Source organism: Bradyrhizobium manausense (genome assembly GCF_018129685.1).
Taxonomy (GTDB): Bacteria; Pseudomonadota; Alphaproteobacteria; order Rhizobiales; family Xanthobacteraceae; genus Bradyrhizobium; species Bradyrhizobium manausense_D.
Genome location: NZ_JAFCLG010000001.1, coordinates 1,382,370 through 1,404,910, shown reverse-complemented (window position 1 = coordinate 1,404,910; position 22,541 = coordinate 1,382,370). Strand labels below are relative to the sequence as shown.

The 22,541-nt window shown below is 63.0% G+C and carries 21 protein-coding genes; 16 read left to right on the top strand and 5 right to left on the bottom strand.

Going from position 1 to position 22,541, the window contains the following annotated elements:
• Window positions 1-8: 8 nt before the first annotated feature.
• The 5 genes from JQ621_RS06810 to JQ621_RS06790 all read right to left on the bottom strand — a co-directional run bounded on the left by JQ621_RS06810 (window position 9) and on the right by JQ621_RS06790 (window position 4,516).
• Complete coding sequence (locus tag JQ621_RS06810) at window positions 9-881, bottom strand: ABC transporter ATP-binding protein (RefSeq protein WP_212233604.1); 873 nt, start codon at window positions 879-881, stop codon at window positions 9-11.
• On the bottom strand, window positions 878-1,789 hold the full coding sequence (locus tag JQ621_RS06805) for an ABC transporter permease (RefSeq protein WP_212233603.1): 912 nt from the start codon (window positions 1,787-1,789) through the stop codon (window positions 878-880). The genes JQ621_RS06810 and JQ621_RS06805 overlap by 4 nt, the downstream gene beginning before the upstream one ends.
• Window positions 1,786-3,207 (bottom strand): ABC transporter substrate-binding protein, encoded by a 1,422-nt coding sequence (locus JQ621_RS06800; protein WP_212233602.1) that lies wholly within the window; start codon window positions 3,205-3,207, stop codon window positions 1,786-1,788. The genes JQ621_RS06805 and JQ621_RS06800 overlap by 4 nt, the downstream gene beginning before the upstream one ends.
• A 165-nt stretch (window positions 3,208-3,372) precedes the next feature.
• Window positions 3,373-4,149 carry a Crp/Fnr family transcriptional regulator gene (locus tag JQ621_RS06795; RefSeq protein WP_212233601.1) on the bottom strand — a complete coding sequence of 259 codons (777 nt, stop codon included), beginning with the start codon at window positions 4,147-4,149 and terminating at the stop codon, window positions 3,373-3,375.
• A gap of 70 nt (window positions 4,150-4,219) precedes the next feature.
• Entirely contained in the window at window positions 4,220-4,516 is a 297-nt protein-coding gene (locus JQ621_RS06790) for a gamma-butyrobetaine hydroxylase-like domain-containing protein (protein ID WP_212233826.1), read from the bottom strand.
• Window positions 4,517-4,729: 213 nt separating this feature from the next.
• Here JQ621_RS06790 and JQ621_RS06785 point away from each other — a divergent pair, with 213 nt between their 5' ends.
• The 16 genes from JQ621_RS06785 to mmsB all read left to right on the top strand — a co-directional run bounded on the left by JQ621_RS06785 (window position 4,730) and on the right by mmsB (window position 22,467).
• Complete coding sequence (locus JQ621_RS06785) at window positions 4,730-5,503, top strand: ferredoxin--NADP reductase (protein WP_212233600.1); 774 nt, start codon at window positions 4,730-4,732, stop codon at window positions 5,501-5,503.
• A gap of 98 nt (window positions 5,504-5,601) precedes the next feature.
• Complete coding sequence (locus tag JQ621_RS06780) at window positions 5,602-7,344, top strand: fumarate reductase/succinate dehydrogenase flavoprotein subunit (RefSeq protein ID WP_212233599.1); 1,743 nt, start codon at window positions 5,602-5,604, stop codon at window positions 7,342-7,344.
• Between the two features lie 31 nt (window positions 7,345-7,375).
• Entirely contained in the window at window positions 7,376-7,609 is a 234-nt protein-coding gene (locus JQ621_RS06775; protein WP_008141081.1) for a 4Fe-4S dicluster domain-containing protein, read from the top strand.
• Between the two features lie 3 nt (window positions 7,610-7,612).
• Window positions 7,613-8,590, top strand: a complete 978-nt coding sequence (locus JQ621_RS06770; protein WP_212233598.1) for a HEAT repeat domain-containing protein — start codon at window positions 7,613-7,615, stop codon at window positions 8,588-8,590.
• Window positions 8,591-8,727: 137 nt separating this feature from the next.
• Complete coding sequence (locus JQ621_RS06765; RefSeq protein ID WP_212233597.1) at window positions 8,728-9,900, top strand: fumarylacetoacetate hydrolase family protein; 1,173 nt, start codon at window positions 8,728-8,730, stop codon at window positions 9,898-9,900.
• 323 nt (window positions 9,901-10,223) lie between these two features.
• On the top strand, window positions 10,224-11,189 hold the full coding sequence (gene ytfQ / locus JQ621_RS06760) for a galactofuranose ABC transporter, galactofuranose-binding protein YtfQ (RefSeq protein ID WP_212233596.1): 966 nt from the start codon (window positions 10,224-10,226) through the stop codon (window positions 11,187-11,189).
• Between the two features lie 116 nt (window positions 11,190-11,305).
• On the top strand, window positions 11,306-12,847 hold the full coding sequence (locus tag JQ621_RS06755) for a sugar ABC transporter ATP-binding protein (protein WP_212233595.1): 1,542 nt from the start codon (window positions 11,306-11,308) through the stop codon (window positions 12,845-12,847).
• Window positions 12,844-13,836, top strand: a complete 993-nt coding sequence (locus tag JQ621_RS06750; RefSeq protein WP_212233594.1) for an ABC transporter permease — start codon at window positions 12,844-12,846, stop codon at window positions 13,834-13,836. Before JQ621_RS06755 ends, JQ621_RS06750 begins: the two co-directional genes overlap by 4 nt.
• Window positions 13,833-14,813, top strand: a complete 981-nt coding sequence (gene yjfF / locus JQ621_RS06745) for a galactofuranose ABC transporter, permease protein YjfF (RefSeq protein WP_212233593.1) — start codon at window positions 13,833-13,835, stop codon at window positions 14,811-14,813. The genes JQ621_RS06750 and yjfF overlap by 4 nt, the downstream gene beginning before the upstream one ends.
• Entirely contained in the window at window positions 14,810-15,577 is a 768-nt protein-coding gene (locus JQ621_RS06740) for a FadR/GntR family transcriptional regulator (protein ID WP_212233592.1), read from the top strand. The genes yjfF and JQ621_RS06740 overlap by 4 nt, the downstream gene beginning before the upstream one ends.
• Window positions 15,574-16,500 (top strand): Gfo/Idh/MocA family protein, encoded by a 927-nt coding sequence (locus JQ621_RS06735; RefSeq protein ID WP_212233591.1) that lies wholly within the window; start codon window positions 15,574-15,576, stop codon window positions 16,498-16,500. The genes JQ621_RS06740 and JQ621_RS06735 overlap by 4 nt, the downstream gene beginning before the upstream one ends.
• Window positions 16,501-16,502: 2 nt before the next feature.
• Window positions 16,503-17,579, top strand: a complete 1,077-nt coding sequence (locus JQ621_RS06730) for an aldose epimerase family protein (RefSeq protein WP_212233590.1) — start codon at window positions 16,503-16,505, stop codon at window positions 17,577-17,579.
• The gene (locus JQ621_RS06725; protein WP_212233825.1) at window positions 17,579-18,457 is read left to right on the top strand and encodes an SMP-30/gluconolactonase/LRE family protein; all 879 of its coding nucleotides are present in this window, start codon (window positions 17,579-17,581) and stop codon (window positions 18,455-18,457) included. Before JQ621_RS06730 ends, JQ621_RS06725 begins: the two co-directional genes overlap by 1 nt.
• Window positions 18,458-18,531: 74 nt before the next feature.
• On the top strand, window positions 18,532-19,605 hold the full coding sequence (gene chvE / locus JQ621_RS06720; RefSeq protein ID WP_212233589.1) for a multiple monosaccharide ABC transporter substrate-binding protein: 1,074 nt from the start codon (window positions 18,532-18,534) through the stop codon (window positions 19,603-19,605).
• A gap of 64 nt (window positions 19,606-19,669) precedes the next feature.
• On the top strand, window positions 19,670-21,247 hold the full coding sequence (mmsA, locus tag JQ621_RS06715) for a multiple monosaccharide ABC transporter ATP-binding protein (RefSeq protein WP_212233588.1): 1,578 nt from the start codon (window positions 19,670-19,672) through the stop codon (window positions 21,245-21,247).
• Window positions 21,244-22,467, top strand: a complete 1,224-nt coding sequence (gene mmsB / locus JQ621_RS06710; RefSeq protein ID WP_212233587.1) for a multiple monosaccharide ABC transporter permease — start codon at window positions 21,244-21,246, stop codon at window positions 22,465-22,467. The genes mmsA and mmsB overlap by 4 nt, the downstream gene beginning before the upstream one ends.
• Window positions 22,468-22,541 lie beyond the last annotated feature (74 nt).

Here is a 22,541-nt window from a genome sequence, read left to right as displayed (position 1 = left end):
GACCGCAACTAAATCACATCCGCCAACGAGTGCCCATGCAGCTCGATGTTGAGCCCTTGCATGCCCATGTCGCTGATCTCGCCGCCCATCGCCTTCAGGCTTTCCTCGCGGATCAGCGACATCAGCCCGCGACGCAGTGCCAGAAACTCCGACGACATCATCATCGATTGCTGCCGCGGCCGCTCCAGCGGAATTGGGATTTCCGCCTTGATCGAGCCGGGGCGCGCGGTCATGCAGTAGACCCGGTCGGACAGGAAGATCGCCTCGTCGATGTCGTGCGTGACGAAAAGCACCGAGATTTTCAACCGTTGCCACATGTTGGTGAGGATCTGCTGCATGATGACTCGGGTCTGCGCGTCGAGCGCGCCGAACGGCTCGTCCAACAGCAGCACTTTTGGGCCCGTCGCGAGCGCACGGACGATGCCGACACGCTGCTTCATGCCGCCGGAGAGTTTTTCCGGATAGTGTTTTTCGAAGGCTTCGAGTCCCGCGAGCCCGAGCAGCGTGCGCGCGGCGCGCTCGCGTTGCGAGCGCGCCATGCCGCGCATCTTCAGGCCGAACTCGACATTCTCCCGCACCGTCTTCCAGGGAAACAGCGAATATTGCTGGAACACCATGCCGCGCTCGGCGCTGGGGCCGTTCACACGCTCGCCGTCCACGGTCACGACGCCCGTGGTAGGCTTCAGGAAGCCCGCGACTGCATTGAGAAGCGTCGACTTTCCGCAGCCCGAGGGGCCGACGATCGAGACGAACTCTCCCGGCTGCACATGGATCTGCGTGTCCGTGACAGCCTGGACCGGTCCCTCGATGCTGTCATAGCTGAGGGAGAAGTTTCTGACCTCGATATGGCCTTTCGGTTCGCCCGCCAGAATCTCGCTCATCTCGTCGACCTCCACGGCATCACCAGATGTCCTGCGCCCCTGATCAGCACGCTCGATCCAAGGCCCAGCACGCCGATCGCGATCATGCCGAGCGCGATGTCGGCATACTGGACCAGCGAATAGGCCTCCCAGGTGAAATAGCCGATGCCGTACTGGCCGGAGATCATCTCGGCGGCGATCAGCGACACCCAGGCGACGCCCATGCCGACGGTGAGGCCGGTGAAGATGTGCGGCAGCGAGGCTGGAAAATACACCTCGCGGAAGATCGACCGCTCGCGTGCGCCGAGGCATTGCGCGGCACGCACCAGCACGGGATCGACCAGCGACATGCCGTGCAGCGTGTTGACCAGGATCGGGAAGAACGAGCCGAGGAAGGTGATGAAGACGATGCTCTGCTCGTTGGTCGGCCACAGCATGATCGCCATCGGCACCCAGGCGATGGCCGGGATGGGCCGCAGCACTTCGGCGACCGGGAAGACGATCTCATGCACCAGCTTGAAGCGCCCCATGACCAGGCCGAGCGGCACGCCGACGATGGCCGCGAGCGAGAAGCCGATGAAGATGCGCCGGCAGCTCAGCACGACATGCATCAGGAATTTGGGGTCGTGGATCGCCTTGGTGAAGCTCGCATAGACCGCGAGCGGCGAAGGCACGTTGGTGAAGCGCACGAAGAACACGACTCGGTAGGTCGTGAGCAGGTGCCAGACCAGCAGGAAGGCGAGCAGCGAGATGATCCCGACCGCGGTCGCGCGGAGCCGCCCCTGGTTCAACCGGTACCAACGCAGGGCAATGGTGCCGAAAGTGGGTGGTGCGACCGGGGGCGTGACGGCGGGTACGGGGCCCGCTTCGGCAATGGCTGCTGGCACGTTGTTGTCCTCGGGATGTCTGGCGAGGGCGGGACTGCTCACGTCTTGCCTCCGCTGACTGCCGCCTTCACTGCGTCGTCGAAGCCCAGCACCTTGCCGCCGATCTTGGCCGCATAGGCCTCCGCGTCCTTCTTCAGCAAGAACGGTGCAACTTCACCATCGCCGACGGCGAAGAAAGCCTGGTCGGCGAACAGCTTTATGCCGCGGGTGTTGTCGAACACATAGGCGATGTTGATCTTCTTGCCCTTGGCCTTGAAGTCGGCATAAGCCCCGAGTGTGCAAGCGGCGGACGAGAATGGCACGATGCCTGCGCCGTCAACCCAGACCTCGCCGGCCTTGCGTGGATCTGTGATCGGCTTATTGCAGAAAGCGTCTTCCCCTGCGATCTCGTAGTTCTTGGTGCTGCCGAGCTGCGCATCATAATCGAGCTTCATCTCGGAATAGGCTTTGCGGAGATAACTGTCGTCGACCCATTTCTTCGGATCGAACTCCTTCATGCGGCCGAGATTCTGCAGCACCTTGACGTCGGTGGTCGCTGCATCGACCAGCGAGGGCTTGATTGTAGGGTCGGTCGTCATGTTTCCGCTGGGACCGAGGAAGATATAGACGACTTCCTTGTTGATGCCGGTCCATTCCTGGATCTTTTCGGCCGCAAGCTTCGGATCGTCACGGAGCCACTGATTGGCGGCGATCAGCGCCTTGAAGTAGGCGACGACGACCTCAGGATATTTCTCGGCGAAGTCGGTGCGGACGACAATGCCGTGGAAGGTCGGCAGATTGGTCTCGACGCCGTCAAAGATCTTTCGCGCGAAGCCGCGGAAGGGAAGGAGCTCGGCGAATGGAACGAAGTCCGCGTGGGCGTCGATCTTCTTCTCCTGGAGATTGGTCGAGCCCACTTCAGGGCTCTGGCTGACAAGCTGGAAGAAGTCGGCCGTGTAGCCGCGGTCCTGCATCGCCTTCAGCACCATGCCGTGTGCGGCGGAGCCGAAGGGAACGCTGACGAGCTTGCCCTTGAGATCGGCCAGATCGTAGTAGGGTGAGTCCTTATGGACGACGATGCCGTTGCCGGAGCCGGAGAGGCTGTAGGCGGCGATGCCGACCAGGCGGCTCTTGCTTTCCGGATTGCTGTCGAAAGTGAAGCCGTTCACGATCAGCGGATAGTCGCCCATCATGCCGATCTGCAGCTTGTTCGCCATCATCGCGTTGGTGACGGGCGGGCCGGATGTAAAGTTCTGCCACTCCAGCTCGAACTTGATATTCGCGTATTTGCCATCCTTCGGCAGGTATTTTTCGAGGAGGTGGAGCTGACGGATGACGACGCCCGCGGTCACTGTATTGGTCGTGGTGTCCTGCGTCCCGATGCCGACGGTAACGGTTTCCGCCGAAGCCGGCTGTGCGAGGATTAGCGCCAGCGACGTCACCGACATCGCGATCGAGAGCGTGGGAAGATGGCGGACCATTCTCATCCTCATTCGGTTGGATGTGCTGTGGTTGCCATGATTGGGGGAGGCTGCGGACAGGGCAAATCCGGAATGATCGCTGTAGTGGATTAGTTGCCGGGAAAAGCCGATTGCATACTCCTTGGGCAGTCCTGCACTATAAAGCCGCTTGCCTGTGCACCGGGTCTAATCGCTACCCTGGCCACGCATCTCCTCCAAAATGTCAGGGCGGCAGACCACGATCTGCGAGCGCTTGGTCACAACGATCCCCTTCTCCTGCATCCGCTTCAGACTGATCGTGACCCATTGCCTGGTGGCGCCGACCATGTGGGCGATATCCGCGTGGGTGAAGGCCGCCGCAATCACGCGTCCGTCGGCGTCCTCGACGCCATAGAGTTCGACGAGATGCAAGAGCAGATGCGCGAGGCGCTGCGTGATCGAGCGCGTTCCCAGCATCTGAGCCAGCGCCGAGTAGCATTTGCCCTTGAAGGTCAGGCCTTCGATCAGGCCAATTGCAAGGTTCGGGATCTCCGCGGTAAGCGCTCGAAGCTCCTTGCCAGGCAAGTGCACCACGCTGCAATTGCTGGACGCAACTCCGGACCATTGATGCACGGTACCCTCGAACACTTCGGGCCCGCCAACGAAATTGCCGACATGCCAGTAGGCGAGCGTGATCTCGCGCCCGAGCGGGGAAGTGTAGAACACGCGGATGCGGCCGCTCTCGATCAGCCAGATGCCGTCGTGCTTGCCGCCCTGGCTGAACAGCGTCTGTCCGCGGTTAAGCACTTTGCGCCGGCCCTGCTTCAGCACCAGCTCCCGCTCGCGCAGGGTGAGCTTGTCCATCAGCGACGGCGGTCCGCCGATCCATTGCTGGTTTTCGGTGAGCAGCAGTGAGGAAGAACTGCCCGCAGGCCGGACTGCCGGGGGAACAGTCCCGCGAACCGCACTCGCCGCCTGCAACATGGCCTGCCTCCAGAACTTTCAATCGTTCTAAAGAGGAGCAATGTCCGTGCCAGATGGGGCAAGCGGGTGCTTACCGGCCCGCCAAGCTCAGCAGATAGGGTTTGGGGTAAATCCCCCTGTTATGCCCGTCCGAGAACGAGATGTTCAGCCCGTAGCCGAGGTCGCCGATCCCGGTGATCGCGATGCCTGGAAATGCGCCGGGAAAGCGATCGTCGAACCGGGCGCGGGTGCAGTGGGCGCATTTGCAGGAGAGGCGGAGCCGCTCGGCGGGAACGCTGACCGCGTCGCCCTCGGTCGTACGCACGAGGAGCGTGGCGAGATCCGCGCTTGCTTCGCAGTCGGCGACGGTTGGTGCCACCAGGGCCATGGTCATGACGAACCTCCTGTTGCTCTCTACGTCGGCGCCGTCGCGCGTGGATAGCAACTAATTGCCAGCATGGGTGATCGCACGTTTATCGCTGCCTCCTCTTCGATCATCGGCCGCGAAATGTGAAACTAATCAACCGGGAGTTTCACTTCCGAATTGCCGGATTCCCGTCTCTCCGAAACCTTGTGTGCCATCGATGGCCAAGGAGAGACCATGAGCGCATTCCAGAAAGAAACGGTTTTGTCGGTCAGACATTGGACCGAGTCTCTGTTCAGCTTCACCGCGACGCGCGATCCCGGCTTCCGCTTCCAGAACGGTCAGTTCGCCATGATCGGCCTTGAGGTCGAGGGCAAGCCGTTGATGCGGGCCTACAGCATGGCCAGCGCCAATCACGAGGAGGCGCTCGAATTCTTCTCGATCAAGGTGCAGGACGGCCCACTGACCTCGCGACTGCAGAAAATCAGGGAAGGCGACATCATCCTGGTCGGTCGCAAGGCGACGGGTACGCTGATCACCGGCAATCTCATTCCGGGCAAGCGGCTGCTGCTGCTTTCGACCGGCACGGGCCTCGCGCCGTTCGCGAGCCTGATCAAGGATCCTGACGTCTACGAGAACTACGAGACCATCGTGCTTGCCCACGGCTGTCGCCAGGTTTCCGAACTCGCCTATGGCGAGCACGTCGTCGACGGCCTGCGCAACCACGAGTTATTCGGGCCGCTGATCCGCGACAAGCTGATCTATTACCCGACCGTGACCCGCGAGCCGTTCCGCAATCGCGGCCGCATCACCGATCTGATCGCGTCCAACCAGCTATTCGACGATGTCGGGCAGTCAGGCCTCGACATCGAGACCGACCGCGTCATGCTGTGCGGCAGCCCGGCGATGCTCGAGGAGCTGCCCGCGATGCTTGCCGCGCGCGGCTTCGTCGAGGGCAACCACAGCCAGCCCGGCCATTTCGTCATCGAAAAGGCTTTTGTCGAGCGCTGAGGCAAATCGCCTTCCGGCGACAACTAATTGCTATCGCCGGACGACCAACTGAACAAATCTGACGTAACGGCGCCGGACCGGCGAACCAGGAGCAAGCGATGTCACTAGATCAGATCGTCGACGGACTTTCGGAGGTTTCCTGCGATGTGCTCGTCATCGGCGGCGGCACGGCAGGCCCGATGGCGGCGCTGAAGGCGAAGCTTAAGAACCCGAAGGCCAATGTCGTCCTGCTCGAAAAGGCCAACGTCAAGCGCTCCGGCGCGATCTCGATGGGCATGGACGGCCTGAACAACGCCGTGATCCCCGGTTATGCGACGCCGGAGCAGTACACCAAGGAAATCACCATCGCCAATGACGGCATCGTCGACCAGAAGGCCGTCTATAAATACGCCCAGAACTGCTACAGGATCATCGAAGAGCTCGACAGTTTCGGCATCCGCTTCCTAAAGAACGAAAACGGCGACTACGCCGTCAAGAAGGTGCACCACATCGGCACCTACGTTCTGCCGATGCCGAATGGCGAGACCGTGAAGAAGGCCCTCTACCGCCAGCTCCGCCGCGCCCGCATCCTGATCTCCAATCGTTACATGGCGACCCGGCTTCTGAAATCGTCCGACGGTCGTATTGCCGGCGCGATCTCCGTCAACACCCGCACAGCCGAGATCCTGGTGATCAAGGCCAAGGCCGTGATCCTTTGCATGGGCGCCGCCGGCCGTCTGGGTCTTCCGACCTCCGGCTACATGTTCGGCACCTATGAAAACGCCGCCAATTCCGGTGACGGCTATGCGATGGCCTATCACGCAGGCGCCGCGCTCGCGAACCTCGAATGCTACCAGATCAATCCGCTGATCAAGGATTATAACGGCCCGGCCTGCGCCTATGTTGCCGGACCCTTCGGCGCCTTCACGGCCAACAACGAGGGATCGCGCTTCATCGAATGCGACTACTGGTCGGGCCAGATGATGCTGGAGTTCTATAACGAGCTCCTATCAGGCAAGGGACCGGTGTTCCTCCAGCTCAAGCATCTTCACCCCGACACCATCTCCGAGATCGAATCCACGCTGCATAAGGTCGAGCGGCCAACGCGCGGCCTGTTCCAGCAGGGGCGTGGGGTCGACTACCGCAACGACTCGATCGAGATGCATATCTCCGAGATCGGCTTTTGCTCCGGCCACAGCGCTTCCGGTGTGTTCGTCGACGACAACGCGCGCACCACTGTGCCTGGCCTTTATGCCGCTGGCGACATGGCGAGCGTGCCGCACAACTATATGCTCGGCGCCTTCACCAACGGCTCGGTTGCCGGCATCGATGCGATGGAGTTCGCCGACAGCCATGATTTCGCCGAGTTCGACGCCGCTGACGTCGCCAGAGAGCGAGATCGCGTGCTGGCGCCCACCAAGCGCGAGGACGGCATTCCGCCGAACCAGGTCGAATACAAGACCCGCCGCCTGGTCAACGATTATCTGCAGCCGCCAAAGGTCACGCGCAAGTACGAGCTCGGCATGCGACGCCTTGCCGAGGCTCGCGAGGACATGCAGGAGCGCATGATCGCACGCAATGCGCACGAGCTTCTTCGCGCGCTCGAAGTGCAGTCGATCATGGACTGCGCCGACATGGCGGTGCACGCGTCGCTTTACCGCGAGGAGAGCCGCTGGGGACTGTACCACTGGCGCACGGATTTCCCAGAGAAGGACAACGAGAACTGGTTCTGCCACACGCTACTCAGCCAGCAGAACGGCAAGATGACCAGCGAGAAGCGTGCGGTCGAGCCTTACGTCGTGCCGATCGCCGACGACGAGAAGGACCTCTACGACAAGCAGCGCATCCGCGCCACGGCATGATCCACCGCATCCCAGCAACAGGAGACTCTTGATGCCTCTCGCGTCCTATCAGACATCTGTTCCGGTGGTCGTCGACGACGCCAAATGCATCGCCGACAAGGGCTGCACTGTCTGTGTCGACGTCTGCCCGCTCGACGTGCTCCGTATCAGCGACATGACGGGCAAGGCCTACATGGCCTATGACGAGTGCTGGTACTGTATGCCTTGCGAGGCCGATTGCCCGACCGGCGCCGTCACCGTCAACATTCCCTATCTGTTGAGGTGATTCATGTCGAGTCCGTTCGAATCCTACGACGATCTCGAGGACGCCGACGAGCGGCTGCAGGCCGCCGACCCCGCCGAGCGTCGGGTCGCCATCATCGCGCTCGGCCATTCCGGTGATCCTGCGGCCGTGGCGCATCTCGCCAACATGGTCGCCGATCCCGACGCTGGCGTGCGCCAACAGGTCGCGATGGCGCTTGGTGAATTCGACGGGCCGGAAGCCGCAAGGGCGCTGGTGAAGCTGCTGGTAGATCCGGAGCGGATCGTCGCCGCGGCCGCGGCTGACAGCATGGCCGAATTCAAGGATCAGGCTTGCGCTGAAATCATCCTGCCACTGGTGAAGCATGCCCACGCCTTCGTCCGTATGGGCGCGCTGCGCGCGCTGAAGGAGCTGCGCTGCAGGGACACGCTGAAGCCGGCGCTGGAAGCGTTGCAGGATTCCGATGCCGCCGTGCGCGTGCAGGCGATTGGTGTGATCGGCTTTCTGAAACTGGAGGAATCCATCCCCGCGTTGACCGCGCTGATCAACGACCCCGATGCCCATGTGCGCCGCGCTGCCGTCAGCGCGCTGGCGTTCTCGCAGATGAAGCCTGCAGCCGAGACGATTACCCGTGCGCTGAAGGACGCCGACTGGATGGTTCGCGAGATGGCCGCGGAAACGCTTGGTCTCAACGTCAACGGTTCACTCGCCGCCGATCAGCTCGTCGGCGCGGTCACGGACGAGTTCTGGCAGGTGCGGTTGAAGGCGATCCGCAGCCTCGGCAAGATGAAGATCGAGCGCGCAGTGCGCCCGATCGGCAATTGTATCAATCACGACCAGGCCAATTTGCGCAAGGAGGCCGCCGCCGCGCTTGGCGAGATCGCCCATCCCGACGGCGAGGCATTTCTGGCCGTCATCGCCGACGATTCCGATCCGGATGTCCGCAAGAACGCGCGTTGGGCGCTGCAACAGATCGCAGCCCGCAAGGCGCGTGCAGGCGCATAAAGAGGCGCGCGCCGGGGGGCATAACAGCGTGGCGCGGTGCCGCTCTGGACTTCCCCGACCAGACGTTTATTGGTCTTCGCCAATGGGATCGTCCGCTGGGAAGTGGTCGATCCTTAGAAACAGCGAGGACGCCGGCCATGACGACTTTGACGGTGAGAGACCTTCTTCCCGAGGATGGAACGAAGGGGACGCTGGTCGGCCGCGTCTGGCTGCCGCAGGCGAACGGTCCGGCCGTCGTCGCCGTGCGCACGGACGGCGTCTTCGACGTCACCGCCAAATTCCCGACGATTAGTGCCCTCTGCGAAGAGGACAATCCGGCCAAGGCGCTTGGCGCGACCAAGGGCGAGCGCATCGGCGATCTCGAAGCCATCGTCGCCAACACGGCACCCGATGGGCGCGATCCGAACAAGCCCTGGCTGCTCGCGCCGGTCGATCTCCAGACCCTGAAGGCTGCCGGCGTCACCTTCGCGATCTCGATGCTGGAACGCGTTATCGAGGAGCGGGCCAAGGGCAATCCGGCCTCGGCCGAAGCGATCCGCAAGGAAGTGACGCGGCTGATCGGCGACGATCTGTCAAAACTCAAGCCGGGCTCGGATCAGGCGATGCATCTGAAGCAGGTGCTGATCGATCAGAACGCCTGGAGCCAGTATCTCGAGGTTGGCATCGGTCCCGATGCCGAGGTTTTCACCAAGGCGCCTACGCTGTCCTCGGTCGGTACCGGCATGGATGCCGGGCTGCATCCGAAGTCGACCTGGAACAACCCCGAGCCCGAGCTCGTGCTGTTTGTCTCCAGCCGGGGCAAGATCGTCGGCGGCGCGCTCGGCAACGATGTCAATTTGCGCGACTTCGAGGGCCGGTCGGCGCTGCTGTTGTCGAAGGCCAAGGACAACAATGCATCGTGTTCGATCGGACCGCTGCTGCGTTTGTTCGACGAAACCTTCACGCTCGACGATGCGCGCAAGCTCGATATCAGCCTGAATGTGACGGGGGCGGACGGTTTCGTCCTTCAGGGTCATTCCTCGATCAGCAAGATCAGCCGCGATCCGACTGACCTCGTCGCGCAAACCATCGGCAAGGTCCATCAATACCCTGATGGATTCGTGCTATTCCTCGGCACGATGTTTGCGCCGGTGAAGGATCGCGACGCGCCGGGACAGGGTTTTACCCACAAGCGCGACGACATCGTCACGATTGCGGCGCCTCAGCTCGGCAAGCTCGTCAACCGCATGCGCACCAGCGACGAGTGCGAGCCGTGGACGTTCGGCATCGGCGCGCTGATGAAGAATCTGGCGCAACGGAAGCTGATCTAGCTTCTTTGCTTGCCGGCCGCCAGTGGCAGTGGATTGAACACGCGTATTTCTGTGACGCCATCATAGCCGACGAGCGCGGCCATGACGATGCTGTCGCACAAAGACGATCTCATCCTTAAATAGTATATTAGAAAATGACCGCGCATAACGTGTGATCAGCGCATGCCCCGCGCGCATCCGCATGATTTGCCCAAATAGTCAAATAATATGACTATACGGAAGCGACCTTCCGTGAAATAGTGCTTTCCGCCGCCTCGAAGGCCGGCCTGAGGGTGTCTTGTTACCGACGACGCCCCGGATAACACTTGGGAGAAGCACGCCTCATGACCCTCAAAGCCCTCTTTGCGGCCAGCGCCTCGGCCGCCCTGTTGCTCGCGCTGCCGGCGAACGCTGCAGAGCTGACCATCGGCTTCTCGCAGATCGGATCGGAATCCGGCTGGCGCGCGGCCGAGACGTCGGTCTCCAAGCAGGAGGCCGCCAAGCGCAAGGTCAATCTCAAGATCGCCGACGCGCAGCAGAAGCAGGAAAACCAGATCAAGGCGATCCGCTCCTTCATCGCGCAGAATGTCGACGCGATCTTCCTCGCGCCCGTCGTCGCGACCGGCTGGGATGCGGTGCTGAAGGAAGCCAAGGAAGCCAAGATTCCCGTCGTGCTGCTCGACCGCGACATCGACCCGTCGGGCAAGGACCTCTATCTCACCGCCGTCACCTCGGACAGCGTGCACGAAGGCGAGGTCGCCGGCGACTGGCTGGCCAAGACTGTCGGCGACAAGGCGTGCAACATCGTCGAATTGCAGGGTACGGTCGGCGCCAGCGTCGCCGCCAACCGCAAGAAGGGCTTTGACACGGCGGTCGCCAAGCACGCCAACCTCAAGATTGTGCGCAGCCAGACCGGCGACTTCACCCGCGCCAAGGGCAAGGAAGTCATGGAAAGCTTCATCAAGGCCGAAGGCGGCGGCAAGAACATCTGCGCGGTCTACGCCCACAACGACGACATGATGGTGGGTGCCATCCAGGCGATGAAGGAAGCCGGTCTCAAGCCGGGCAAGGACATCCTCACTGTGTCGATCGACGCGGTTCCCGACATCTTCAAGGCAATGGTTGCCGGCGAAGCCAATGCCACGGTCGAGCTGACGCCGAACATGGCGGGTCCGGCCTTCGACGCCGTCGCTGCCTTCAAGGAAAAGGGCACCGTTCCGCCGAAGTGGATCCAGACCGAATCCAGGCTGCTCACCGCCACCGACAATCCGCAGAAGGAATACGACAGCAAGAAGGGCCTCGGTTACTGAGGCGGGCGTTTCGCCGGACCACGCCTTGTGGTCCGGCACCCCCTTCGCAATCGTTGCGCGAACGAATAGGCTGGGCGTCCGTAGCATAAGCGGGCGCCGCTGGGAGTGACGTCGTTATGGAGAACAGCCTTGATCCTGCTCCGTCCCTCCTGGAGGTGCGCGGGATCAGCAAGAGCTTTGCCGCGGTGCGCGCGTTGCAGGAAGTGGACTTCACGCTTCGCGCCGGCGAGATCCATGCTCTGCTCGGCGAGAACGGCGCCGGCAAATCCACGCTGATCAAGGTCATCACCGGCGTGTTCCCACGCGATGCCGGGCTTGTCAGGCTGGGCGGCGAAGAGGTTGCGCCGCGTTCGGCCAAGGCGGCGCTTGAGGCCGGCATTGCCACCGTTTACCAGGAAGTCAATCTGCTGCCGAACCTATCGGTGGCGCAGAACCTGTTTCTCGACCGCCAGCCGATGCGCTTCGGGATCGTGCGCGAAGGTGAGATGCGCCGCCGCGCAAAGGTGCTGCTTGCGGATTTCGGTCTCGACATCGATGTGGCCGCACCGCTCGGCAATTATTCGGTGGCCATCCAGCATGTCACCGCGATCGCGCGCGCGGTCGATCTCTCCGCCCGCGTGCTGATCCTGGACGAGCCAACCGCGAGCCTCGATCGCCACGAGGTCGAGATTCTTTTTGGCATCATGCGCCAGCTGGCGAAGCGCGGCATCGGCATCGTCTTCGTGAGCCATTTCCTCGACCAGGTCTACGAGATCTCCGACCGCATCACTGTCTTGCGCAACGGCCGCCTGGTCGGCGAGCGCGAGACAGCCTCGCTGCCGCGGCTCGAATTGATCCGGATGATGCTGGGCCGCGAGCTGGCCGAGACCACCGGCGCGCGCACGGCGACGAGCGACCGTCTGCCGCGCGAGGTCTGTGCGAGCTTCCAGAATTACGGCAAGGCGGGCTACGTCGCCCCCTTCAATCTCGAGCTGCGTCATGGCGAGGTTGTCGGCCTCGCCGGGCTGCTCGGCTCGGGACGGACCGAGACGGCGCGGCTGGTGTTCGGCGCCGAGCGCGCCGATGGCGGGCAGGCGATGGTCGCGGGCGCTTCCATACGGCTGCAGTCGCCGCGCGACGGTGTGCGCCACGGCTTCGGCTATTGCCCGGAAGAACGCAAGACTGACGGTATCGTCGCCGAGCTCACCGTGCGCGAGAACATTGTACTCGCGCTTCAGGCCAAGCGCGGCCTGCATCGGCCGCTGTCGCGCCGCGAGCAGGACGAAATCGCGAAGCGCTACGTCAAGATGCTCGATATCCGTCCTCCGGATCCAGAGCGGCCCGTCGGCCTGCTATCCGGCGGCAATCAGCAAAAGGCGCTGCTGGCGCGCTGGCTGGCGACGTCACCACGGCTCCTCGTGCTGGATGAACCGACGCGCGGCATCGACGTTGGTGCGCACGCCGAGATCATTCGCCTCATCCGCGAGCTGTGTGACGACGGGCTGGCGCTGCTCGTGATCTCCTCCGAGCTCGACGAGATCGTGACGTATTCCGATCGCGTGATCGTGCTGCGCGATCGCACGCATGTCGAGGAGCTCTCGGGCGAGGCGATCGACGTCACCAATATTCTCGGGGCCATTGCCGCCGATGGCGCGGCGATGCAAGAGGCACGGGCATGACAGCGTTGTTGCCGCGCCGCGGCCTTGCCCAGATCCTGGCGCTGATCGTTATCCTTGCGGTCGACCGCGTGGTGTCGCCGCAGTTCTTCGACCTGCGCCTTCAGGATGGCCGCCTGTTCGGCAGCCTGATCGACGTGCTCGATCGCGGCACGCCAGTGGCGCTGCTCTCGCTCGGCATGGTGCTGGTGATCGCGACACGCGGCATCGATCTTTCGGTCGGCGCGGTGATGGCCATCTGCGGCGCGATCGCGGCGAGCCTCGCCGATAGTTACAGCCTGCCGGTGGTGCTGGCGGCTGCGCTCGGCGCCGGGCTCGTCTGCGGATTGTGGAACGGCTTCCTTGTCGCCGTGCTCGGCATGCAGCCGATCGTGGCGACGCTGATCCTGATGGTGGCAGGGCGCGGCATCGCCCAGCTTATCACCGAGGGGCGCATTGTGACCTTTACCTCGCCGGATCTGGTCTGGCTCGGCAACGGCGCTATTCTCGGCGTCCCGGTCCCGGTCGTAATCGCGCTTGGCATGTTGATTCTGACCGGAGCGGTGGTTCGTGGCTCCGCGCTCGGGCTCCTGATCGAGGCGACCGGTGGCAACGCCCGGGCCAGCGAGCTTGCCGGCGTTGGTACCCGCGCGATGATTCTGGCGGTCTATGTCTGGTGCGGTGTCTGCGCTGCGCTCGCCGGCGTGATCGCAGCTGCTGACATCATGGGCGCGGATGCCAACAATGCCGGCCTCTGGCTGGAGCTGGACGCCATTCTTGCGGTCGTGATCGGCGGAACTTCGCTGTTCGGCGGGCGCTTCAGCCTGGTTCTGGCGGTGTTAGGCGCGCTGATCATCCAGACCATGAACACCGGTATCTTGCTGTCCGGCTATCCGCCGGAGTTCAACCTGCTGGTCAAAGCTGTGGTGGTGCTCGCAGTGCTGCTGCTACAATCGCCAAAACTGTCCGGCTTTGCCGGCATCATGGCGCGTTTGCGGAGGGCGAACCCATGAAAGGCCTCTCGCCACTCCTGATCACGGCCATCGTTCTCGTCGCGGGCTTCGCAGCTTGCGCAGTGCAGTTTCCCAACATCGCCTCCACCCGCGTAATCGGCAATCTCCTTACCGATAACGCCTTCCTTGGCATCGTCGCGACCGGCATGACCTTCGTGATTATCTCCGGCGGGATCGATCTCTCGGTCGGTTCCGTCATCGGCTTCACCACCGTGTTCGTCGCGCTTGCGATCGAGCGCTGGGGCGTGCCGCCGCTGGTCGCTTTCGTCGCCATCCTCGTCCTTTCGGCGGCCTTTGGAGCTGCCATGGGCGCGATCATCCACGTCTTCGATCTGCCGCCTTTCATCGTGACGCTCGCCGGGATGTTCCTGGCGCGTGGCGCAAGCTTCCTGCTCTCGACGGAATCGGTGCCGGTCACCGCGCCGATTTATTCAACCGTATCCGATTTTGCATTGCGGATGCCCGGCGGGGGACGGCTGAGCGCGATAGCGATCATCATGCTGGCCATCGTGATCGGCGGCGCCCTTCTGCTCCATCTGACCCGCTTCGGTGCCAATGTCTATGCACTCGGCGGCAACAGAGCGACCGCCAGCCTGATGGGCGTCGCGGTCGGCAAGATGACGGTGAAAATCTACATGCTGTCGAGCCTGTTCGCAGGCATCGCCGGCATCGTGTTCTCGTTCTACACAAGCGCCGGATATTCGCTCTCCGCCGTCGGCGTCGAGCTCGACAGCATCGCGGCGGTGGTCATCGGCGGCACGCTGCTCACGGGTGGACAGGGCTCGGTGATCGGTACCTTCCTCGGTGTGCTGATCCAGGGCATGATCCAGACCTACATCAATTTCGACGGCACGCTGTCGAGCTGGTGGACCAAGATCGCGACCGGCATCTTGCTGTTCGCCTTCATTGCCCTTCAGCAAGGGTTGGTTGCGCTGGCGCGCCGACCGGTGGCAAAGCGCGTGGGAGCAGCCCCATGACCTCGCGCATTGTCGTTATCCCGACACGACGGGCCCATTCGAACCATGCGGAGGTGTCCCGCTCGATCGGCGTCGACATCATCGCCGGCCGCTATGCGGAAGGAGTGCGGCTTCCGGGCGATGCCGAACTGACGGCGATGTTTGGCGTGTCGCGGCCGGTGCTCCGCGAGAGCGTGAAGACGCTGGTCGCCAAGGGACTGCTCACCACCAAGGCCCGGGTTGGTACCGTCGTGCGAGGGCGCGCCGCCTGGAACATGTTCGACGCCGATGTGCTCGCCTGGCATCTCGACGCCGGCATCGACCGGCGCTTTCTCAATGATCTCGCCGAAATACGTCTTGCGGTCGAACCGCGCGCAGCAGCGCTCGCGGCCAAGCGCCGTTCGGAGGAAGACATCGCCGAGCTGCGACGCAGCATGGACCGCATGCGGCACGAAACATCCGAGTCCGTTGGCTTTGCCGAAGCCGACCTTGCCTTGCACCTTGCGGTGGCGCGAGCATCCGGCAATCCGTTCATGCGCTCCATCGGTCATGTGATTGAGGCTGCCTTGCGTACGGCTTTCATGCTCAGTGCACCGGCTGGGTCGGAGGACCGCGAGATTGCCTTGGTCTGGCACCAGAAGATCGCCGATTCGATCGCAGCCGGTGACGCTGATGCTGCGGCCGAGGCCATGGCCTTTGTCATTCACAACGGCATGCGCCGGCATAAGGAAATGGCGGCCGAGACAGCGCCGGCCGTACCTGTGGAATCTGGAGAAAGTTCGTGACGGATCTTCGTATCGCCATTGTCGGGTTCGGCAAGATCGCGCGCGACCAGCATGTCGGTGCGATCGCCGCGACGTCAGGCGCCATGCTTGCCGCCGTTGCCAGTCGTAATGCGTCGCTGCCGGGCCTGCCGCATTTTGCGACCATCGAGGAGCTGCTGGAGAAGGGCCCGGAGATCGACGCAGTGTCGCTCTGCACGCCGCCGCAGGTACGACGCGCCCAAGCCGCCGCGGCGCTCGCCGCCGGCAAGCATGTCATGCTGGAGAAGCCGCCCGGCATCGGCGTTGCCGAGCTCGATCCGCTGGTGGCGATGGCGGCGGATGCAAGGCGCACCTTGTTTGCCACCTGGCATTCGCGCCACGCGCCGGCTGTCGAGCCGGCCCGTGAATGGCTGGCGACGCGCCAGATCAAGTCGGTGCACATCATCTGGAAGGAAGACGTCCGCGTCTGGCATCCCGGCCAGACCTGGATCTGGGAGCCCGGCGGGCTCGGCGTGTTCGATCCCGGCATCAATGCGCTGTCGATCCTGACCCGCATCCTGCCAAAGCCGGTGTTCGTTACCGCGGCCGAACTTGCCTTTCCCTCCAATTGCCAGTCGCCGATTGCCGCCAACCTGACACTGACCGACATCAACGGCCTGCCTGTTACGGCCGAGTTCGACTTTCGTCAGACTGGGCCGCAGAGCTGGGATATCGTCGCGGAAACCGATCAGGGCCGGATGACGTTGTCCCGCGGCGGCAGGATCATGGCGGTCGACGGCAAGGTTGTTGCCGAGGCGCCAGATGAGGAATATCGAGAACTCTACCGTCACTTCGTCAAGCTCGCGGCTTCAGGCGCGAGCGATGTCGACCTGGCGCCGCTTCGTCTCGTCGCCGACTCTTTCCTGCTCGGCAAGCGTCATATCGTCGAACCGTTTGTGGACTAGACATGGTCGGTGCGAAAACAACCAAAGACGTTTTCGGAATGCTCCCGGACGGACGCAATGTCGAGCGTATCGTGCTGCGCGGGGAGGGCGGGTTTGAGGCTCGCATCATCACCCATGGCGCGGTGATCCAGGCGCTGATCGCGCCGGACGCCAGGGGCGGCACCGACGACGTCGTGCTTGGCCACGACGCCTTCGCGGGCTATCTCGCCGAACGCAAGTTCTTTGGTGCGACCGTCGGCCGCTACGCCAACCGCATCGCGAACGGACGGTTTTCACTGGATGGCGAGGCCTTCCAGCTTCCAATCAACAACGGCCCCAACGCCCTGCATGGCGGCCTCGACGGCTTCGACCGCAAGCTCTGGGACATTGCCGACCTAGACGACGGCGCCAGTCCCGCAGTCACGCTGACCTATACGAGCCCGCATGGCGAGGAGAACTATCCCGGCAAGCTCGATGTGCGCCTGACCTATCGCGTCACCGGCCCGGCTGAACTGTCGCTCACGATGGAGGCGCGGACCGACCGGCCGACCATCGTGAACCTCACCAATCACAGCTTCTTCAATCTGGAAGGTGCCATGTCGGGCACGTCCACCCTCGATCACAAACTGACGGTCGCGGCAGAGCATTTCCTGGCCATTGATCCCTCTGCCATTCCGTTGCCGGAGCCGCCGCGCTCGGTGGCCGGCACAGCATTCGACTTCCGCGAGGCCCGCGTTGTCGGCGCGCGCATCCGCGAGAACGATCAGCAATTGCGGAATGGCAAGGGCTACGATCACACTTATTGCCTTGCGCGCGATGGCAAGCTTGCGCTCGCGGCCCGGCTCGAAGCACCGCTTTCAGGGCGGATCATGGAGCTGTTCACCGACCAGCCCGGCCTTCAGGTCTACTCCGGCAACTATCTCGACGGTACGATCTCGGGCAAGGGGGGCAAGCTGATCCGGCAGTCGGATGCCATTTGCCTGGAACCGCACATCTGGCCGAATGCGCCGAACCGACCGGACTTTCCGAGCCCGCGCCTCGATCCCGGCGGGGTCTACCGGCATCACACCGTCTATCGTTTCGGCGTGAGGTCGCCATGATGGAAGAGGTGCCGACATCGGTTCTGTCCGATCATCCTTGCCATCTCGGCGAAGGCCCGACCTACGACGTCACCACGAATACCGCGTGGTGGTTTGACATTCGCGAGGGGAAGCTGTTCGAGGCGGACCTCGGCAACGGCGCAATCCGTGTCCACGCGCTCGGCCGGATGGCGAGCGCGCTCGGGCGGATCGACGCCGAGCGGCAGCTCATCGTTGCGGAGGATGGCCTCTACGTCCGCACGCTCGCCGACGGCGCAATGACGCTGTTCTGCCCGCTCGAAGCGGATAATCCCGCCACACGCTCCAATGATGGCCGCGTGCATCAATCCGGAACGTTCTGGATCGGCACCATGGGGCGCAGGGCCGAGCGGGGCGCCGGTGCCATCTACGCGCTCCACCGCGGCAAGATCTCGACGCTGTTTTCGGGTATCAGCATTCCAAACTCGATCTGTTTCTCGCCGGATGGCGCGACGGGCTATTTCGCGGACACCGCGCGTGCGATGCTTTATGCGGTGCCGCTCAATCCCGACACGGGCCTTCCGCGCGGCGAGCCGGAAATCTTGCTCCGCCACACCGGCGTCGGCGGGCTTGACGGCTCGGTGTGTGATGCCGACGGGCAGATCTGGAATGCCTGCTGGGGCGCCAGCCGCGTCGATGTCTATTCTCCGCAAGGCGAACGCCTGCGCTCGCTGCCGGTGCCGGCCAAGCAGGCAAGTTGTCCTGCTTTCGTCGGCACGGATCTGTCGCGCCTGCTCGTGACATCCGCCTGGCAGGACATGGATGCGGAGGCGCGCGCCGCCGATTTGCAAGCCGGTTGCACTTTTCTGCTACAAGCTTCCGCGCGCGGTCGCGCGGAGCCCGATGTCACGCTCGCATAGGAGATCCGAACACCGACCTCTACCGACGTACTGAACGAGTTAAGAAACAGTCTGACACCCAACGGGAGTGAAGCATGTTGAAATTGAAGACGACATTTCTCGCGATAGCGCTGGCCGGCGCTGCAACAATGGCCACGGGGCTGACGGCCTCCGCGCAGGAGAAGGCAACCGTCGGCATCGCCATGCCGACCAAGTCCTCGGCGCGCTGGATCGACGACGGCAACAACATGGTGAAGGTGCTGAAGGAGCGCGGCTACAACACCGACCTGCAATATGCCGAGGACGACATTCCGAACCAGCTCTCGCAGGTCGAGAACATGGTGACCAAGGGCGCCAAGGCGCTGGTGATCGCCGCGATCGACGGCACCACGCTGTCCGACGTGCTCAAGCAGGCCAAAGCAAAAGGCATCATCGTGATCGCCTATGACCGCCTGATCCGCGGCACGCCGAATGTCGACTATTACGCGACGTTCGACAATTTCCAGGTCGGCGTGTTGCAGGCGGAGTCCATCGAGAAGGGGCTTGGCCTCAAGGAGGGCAAGGGTCCCTTCAACATCGAGTTGTTCGGCGGCTCGCCCGACGACAACAACGCTTACTTCTTCTACAACGGCGCGATGAGCGTGCTGAAGCCCTATATCGACAGCGGCAAGCTCGTGGTCGCCTCCGGCCAGATGGGCATGGACAAGGTCGCGACCTTGCGCTGGGACGGCGCTACCGCCCAGGCCCGCATGGACAATCTGCTCAGCGCCTACTACGGCAACAAGAAGGTCAACGCGGTGCTGTCGCCCTATGACGGCCTCTCGATCGGCATCATCTCCTCGCTGAAGGGCGTCGGCTACGGCAGCGCCGATCAGCCGATGCCGATCATCTCGGGTCAGGACGCCGAGGTTCCTTCGATCAAGGCGATGCTGCGCGGCGACCAGTATTCGACCATTTTCAAGGACACCCGCGATCTCGCCAAGGTGACCGCCGACATGGTCGATGCCGCACTTGCCGGCAAGCAGGTCACGGTCAACGACACCAAGACCTACGAGAACGGCGCCAAGACCGTGCCGTCCTATCTGCTGAAGCCGGTCGTGGTGTATAAGGACAATTGGGAGAAAGTCCTGATTGACAGCGGCTACTACAAGAAGTCGCAATTCCAGTAGGACTCTCAAATTTCCCTCTCCCCGTTCGCGGGGAGAGGGACGTAACGGATGGGACGCGACGACGATGACCGCCATGCTGGAGATGCGCAACGTCAGCAAGAGCTTTGCGGGCGTACAGGCGCTGCGTGACGTCAATTTCTCGGTCGAGGCCGGCCAGATCCATGCCCTCGTTGGGGAGAATGGCGCCGGTAAATCGACCTTGATGAAGGTGCTGAGCGGGGTCTACCCGGCGGGCAGCTATGAGGGCACCATCATCTTTGATGGCGAGGAGCGCCGCTTCCGCGACATCAACGATTCCGAGGCGCTCGGCATCATCATCATCCATCAGGAGCTGGCGCTGATCCCTCTGATGTCGATCGCGGAGAATATTTTTCTCTCGCATCCGCCGTCAAAATTCGGCGTGATCGATCGTGACGAGGTGTACAAGCGCACGCGTGATCTGCTGGCCCAGGTCGGCCTGAAGGAATCGCCGGATACGCTGATCACCGATCTCGGTGTCGGCAAGCAGCAATTGGTCGAGATCGCCAAGGCACTGTCCAAACGCGTCCGCATGCTGATCCTGGACGAGCCGACCGCGAGCCTGAATGAGGCCGACAGCGCCGCGCTGCTCGAACGCCTCATGAAATTCCGCGAGCAGGGCATCGGCTCGATCCTGATCTCGCACAAACTCAATGAAGTTGCCCGCGTCGCCGATCACATCACCGTGCTGCGCGACGGGCGTACCGTCGACAGCATCGATTGCCGCGCCGAGGCGATTCAGGAAGACCGCATCATCCGCAGCATGGTCAACCGCGACCTTGCCCATCGCTTCCCCGAGCGGAGCGCCAAGATCGGCGAACCGGTGCTCGAGGTTTCGAACTGGTCGGTCTACCACCCCATTCATCCCGAACGGCAGGTGATCAAGAACGTCAATTTCGGTGTCAGGCGCGGCGAGGTCGTCGGTATCGCCGGACTGATGGGCGCCGGACGTACCGAGTTCGCCATGAGCCTGTTCGGCCGCTCCTGGGGCGCCAATGTCACCGGCCGCATCGCGCTTGAGGGCCGTGAGATCGTGCTGTCCAGTGTCGCTGCCGCGATCGATGCCGGCCTTGCCTATGTCACCGAGGATCGCAAGCAGCTCGGCCTGATCCTGGCCGACGACGTCCGCAAGAACATCACGCTGGCAAGCCTCGACCAGGTCGCGCCGGGGACGGTGATCGACGACATCGCCGAGCTGAAGGTCGCCAGCGACTACCGCAACCGCATGCGGATCCGCTGCTCCGACGTCTATCAGGAGACTAGCCAGCTCTCGGGCGGGAACCAGCAGAAGGTGGTGCTGTCGAAATGGCTGATGACCGACCCCAAGGTGCTGATCCTGGACGAGCCGACCAGAGGCATCGACGTCGGTGCAAAATACGAGATTTACTGTATCATCAACGAGCTGGCGGAGGCCGGCCGCGGCGTTGTAGTCATCTCCTCGGAGATGCCCGAACTGCTCGGCATCTGCGACCGCATCTGCGTCATGAATGACGGCGCCTTCGTCGGCGAGTTCCCGGGCGCCGAGGCGACACAGGAAAAGATCATGCGCGCCATCATGCGCAACGAACGAAACAATGGAAAAGGCGCGGTCGAAGCCGCGGAGATGGGAGGTCTGCGGCCATGACCGACAAGACGGTTTCGCTGCCTGAGGAGCGCCGGCACGGCAGCTTCATCAAGAACAATCTGCGCAACTACGGCATGCTGATGTCGCTATTGGCGATCATGCTGTTCTTCCAGGTCATGACCAGCGGCACGCTGCTCCAGCCGCTCAACCTGACCAATTTGGTGCTCCAGAACAGCTATATCGTCATCATGGCGCTGGGTATGTTGCTGGTGATCGTCACCGGCCATATCGACCTGTCGGTCGGTTCGGTCGCCGGCTTCGTTGGCGCGGTCGCCGCGCTCCTGATGGTGACCTACAAGGTCGATTACACGCTCGCGTTCCTCATCTGTCTCGCGGTCGGGGCGGCTATCGGCGCGGCGCAAGGCTATTGGGTCGCCTATTTCAAGATCCCGTCCTTCATCGTGACGCTGGCGGGCATGCTGGTGTTCAAGGGGCTGGCGCTTGCCGTGTTACAGGGCCAGTCGCTCGGGCCGTTCCCGTCGACCTTCCAGAAACTGTCGTCGGGCTTCATTCCGGAACTCCGGTTCGACGTGACCGGTAATATCGTCGCAGTTCTACTTGACCCCGGTGCACTACACCCGACGTCGATGCTGATCGGCGTCTTGCTGGCGCTGGGGCTGGTCTACGCCAGCGCCAAGGGCCGCGCGCGTGAAGTGGCGCACGGCATCGAGGCCGAGCCTTACGCGTTCTTCCTCGGCAAGAGTGTGGTGCTCGCCTGTGCCGTCCTGTACTTCACCTATCTGATCGCGACCTATCGCGGCCTGCCCAATGTGCTCGTGATCATGAGCGTCCTGATCGCGCTCTACGGCTTCGTCACCCGCCGCACCGTGATCGGCCGGCAGATCTATGCCGTCGGCGGCAACGCCAAGGCGGCGGGACTGTCGGGCATCAAGACCGAGCGGCTGACCTTCTTCACCTTCGTCAACATGGGTGTCCTGGCCGCGCTTGCCGGTCTCGTCTTCGCCGCGCGTCTCAACACCGCAACGCCCAAGGCAGGTCTGGGCTTCGAGCTCGACGTCATCGCCGCCTGCTTCATCGGCGGCGCCTCGGCCTATGGCGGCGTCGGCCGCGTCGGCGGCGCCGTGGTCGGCGCCATGATCATGGGCGTCATGAACAACGGCATGTCCATCCTCGGCATCGGCATCGACTACCAGCAGGTCATCAAGGGCCTGGTGTTGCTCGGCGCGGTGTGCATCGATGTGTATAACCAGCGGCGGTAGGGAATAAATCAGCCGCGGGGTGGGGCCGCAGCGCCACCCCAGAAGGTACAATTTTCCTCAATTCCGACCACGGC